This window comes from Streptomyces similanensis (genome assembly GCF_039543625.1).
In the GTDB taxonomy this organism is placed as follows: domain Bacteria; phylum Actinomycetota; class Actinomycetes; order Streptomycetales; family Streptomycetaceae; genus Streptomyces; species Streptomyces similanensis.
Window position 1 is genome coordinate 1 of the sequence record NZ_BAABKC010000024.1, and the last position, 2993, is coordinate 2993.

2 protein-coding genes are annotated in these 2993 nt (G+C 76.0%); one reads left to right on the forward strand and one right to left on the reverse strand.

Annotated elements, in window-relative coordinates; translation table 11 throughout:
- Positions 1–105 precede the first annotated feature (105 nt).
- Complete coding sequence (locus ABEB07_RS08840; RefSeq protein ID WP_345667748.1) at positions 106–1611, reverse strand: glycoside hydrolase family 26 protein; 1506 nt, start codon at positions 1609–1611, stop codon at positions 106–108.
- A gap of 177 nt (positions 1612–1788) precedes the next feature.
- On the opposite strand from ABEB07_RS08840, the gene ABEB07_RS08845 reads away from it, so the two are divergent.
- A partial coding sequence (locus ABEB07_RS08845) for a carboxylate--amine ligase (protein ID WP_345667749.1) occupies positions 1789–2993 on the forward strand: 1205 nt, incomplete at its 3' end.

Below are 2993 nucleotides of genomic sequence, written 5' to 3' on the forward strand. Positions count from 1 at the left end.
CCCCGGCCCGGCCGCCGCCGCCGACACGCGGGGCAGCCGGTGACGCCGGTGCGCCCGGCGGCCGGGGCCCGGGACGCCCAGGATGTCCAGGGCGCCCGGGGCGCGCTAGCCGTCGTGCGACCACCAGTCGAAGCGCACGCAGAGCTTGCCGCCGAGCCAGTACTCCACCCAGCTGCCGAGGTCGACCGGCGAGCAGTCCCGCGGAGCCGCCGGGGCGGCGGGAACGGTGGGCCGCGGCGTGGGCACCGGGGTGGCGGGCTGGGCCGGGGCGGGGGTCGCCCCGTCGGTGCGGCCGAAGAGGACGGACCGGTAGACCTTGGACGCCTTCGGATTGGCCGAGCACTGCCACACCCCGTGCGGGCAGTAGTCGGTCAGCGTGTTGTAGAGCGGCTTGTGCTCGTCCATCCAGGCCAGCATGCGCCGCATGTACGCGGCGTTGTCACCGTTGCGGAACAGCCCCCACTCCGGGTACGAGATCGGCTTCCTGTGCGCCTTGGCGAAGTCCACCTGGGCCTGGAGGCCGTACGGTTCCGCGATCTGCTCGTCGAAGGAGATCCCGGACGGCTGGTCGTAGGAGTCCATGCCCATGACGTCGACGGTGTCGTCGCCCGGATAGCACGCCGTCCAGGGAACGGCGTCCCGGCCCCGGTTCGGCGCGAAGTCGAACCGGAAACGCTGGCCCGGCACCGAGCGCATGGTGGTGACGATCCGGTTCCAGTACTTCTTCCAGGACTCCGGGTCCGGCCCGCAGCGGTGGGTGTAGGTGGTGCCGTTCATCTCCCAGCCGAGCACGAGGACCGTGTCCGCGGCCTTGAGCCGGACCAGGCGTTCGGCCAGCGCGCGGAAGTGGTGGTCGAACTCGCCGGCCGCGCCCTGCCGCAGCAGCCGTCTGACCTCGTCGTCGGAGACGCCCGCCTCGTTGCGCTCCTGGAGGGGCACGTTGAGGACGAGCATCCGGTCCGGCCGCTCGTTGCGCCAGCGGGCCCACGCCTCCAGGAAGTCGGGCGCCCCCTCGATGTCGCTCCAGTGCTCGCCGGGCAGATAGGTGTGGCCGACGCGCAGGTCGGCGCCGCCCAGCCAGCGGCTGAGCTGCGGCATCCGGGCCACCCCGCGGGCGTCGGAGCTGAGGAAGGCGCCGAAGGCCGGGATCCGCGGGGCCGGCAGGGGCGTGACGCCGATCGGCGCCACGGGCGAGGAAGGCGCGAGCGCGGACCCCACGGGCACGGAGCCCACGGGCACGGACGGCACGGGCACGGACCCCGTGGGCACGGGCCCCGTGGGCACGACCGCCGCCGGGACGCCCGCGGCGGCCGTCGGGACACCGGCTGCCGCGGCCGTCGCTGCCGCGGGATCGGCCGGGACGGCTTGCGCGGGCGCCTGCCCGGCGGTCGGGGCGGTCACCGCGGGCGTCGGGGCGCCGGCGGCGGGGGTGGTCAGGGTGGTCGAGGTGGTCGGGACGGGCGCCGGCGGGCTCGGTGCCGGGGCCCGTGGACCGGCGGCCCGCACCACCTCGACGCCCCGCGCGGGACCGCACGCCAGGGTGGCCAGCGCGACCGCCGCCGCGCCCACGGCCAGCCGGCGGACCCGTGTCCGTCTGTGCTCCGGTGCCATTCCTGCTCCTTTCCTCGCCCCTGTCCGGACTTACCTGTGCATTCCCCGTATTGACGACCAGTCATATGAAGTCAGGCACACGCCAGCCGAAGGCGCCACCGCCGTCGCGGCTTTCGAGTGCCCGGCGCGCCCGTACGGGTGAGCCGACCCCGAAGACACACCGAGAGAAGAGAATTCGTGCCGTTGCTCGACACCCGCGTCCCCGCAGTGGTGCTGCGGATCGACCGGAACCCCTTTCACCACGGAACGCTCGGCGCCGTACGCTCCCTCGGCCGGGCGGGCGTCGAGGTGCACGTCGTCGCCGACACGGCGGGAAGCCCCGTCCACCGCTCGCGCTTCGTCCACCGGCTGCACACCCCGCCCCCGCCGGACGCCTCCCCCGACGACGTCCGCGCCGTACTGCACCGGGTGGCCGACCGGATCGGGCGGCCCGCCGTGCTGGTCCCGATGGACGACGCGAGCGCCATCGCGGCGGCCCGGACGCGCGCCGACCTCGCCTCCCGCTACCTGCTGCCCGAACTGTCCGGCGCGCTGGCCGAACGCGTCGCCGACAAGGCGGAGCTGGCCGCCGTGTGCGCCGCCGCCGACGTACCGCACCCGCTGACGCTGGTCCCGGACAGCGCGGCCGAGGCCGCGTCCGGCGTACGGCGGCTGGGCCTTCCGGCGGTCGCCAAGTGGAGCCGGCCCTGGCTGCTGCCGGCCGGCGCCGGCCTGCGCAGCACGGTGCTGGTGCGCTCCGAGCGGCAGGCGCGTGAGCTGTACGCGCGCACCGAGGAGGCGGGCAGCCGGCTGCTGCTCCAGGAGTACCTGCCGCCGGGCCGGGACCGGGACTGGTTCTTCCACGGCTACGCCGACCGCTCGGGCGCCGTACGGGCGGGCGGCCCCGGCCGCAAGCAGCTGGCCTGGCCGCGCGGCGCGGGACTGACCGCGGTGGGCCGCTGGACGCCCCACCCGCGGCTCAGGGAGGTGGCCGAGCGGGTCGTCGGCGAACTGGGCTACCGGGGCGTCCTCGACCTCGACTTCCGGCACTGTGCCGTGACGGACCGTTACCACCTGCTCGACTTCAACCCGCGCCCCGGCGCGCAGTTCCGGCTGTTCGAGGACGGCGCGGGGGTGGACGTCGTACGCGCCCTGCACCTGGACCTGACGGACCGTCCGGTGCCGGCCGGGCTGCCCCGGTCCGGGCGGGAGTTCGTGGTGGAGAACTACGCGCCGCTGGCCGCGCTGCGGGCGGCGCCCAGCGGGCGCGAGCTGGCCTGGCACGCGCCGGACGACCGGGTGCCGGGCTGGGCGATGTGGGGGCTGTGGGGCCGGCACGTCTCCCGCCGGCTGCTGCGGCGGCTGCGCGCGACGGCCGGGGCGGCGGGGCCGGGTCCGCACAC

What these genes read in the sequence shown, in the direction of transcription:
- ABEB07_RS08840 (WP_345667748.1), bottom strand. Translation starts at nt 1,611, where the DNA reads ATGGCACCGGAGCACAGACGGACACGGGTCCGCCGGCTGGCCGTGGGC.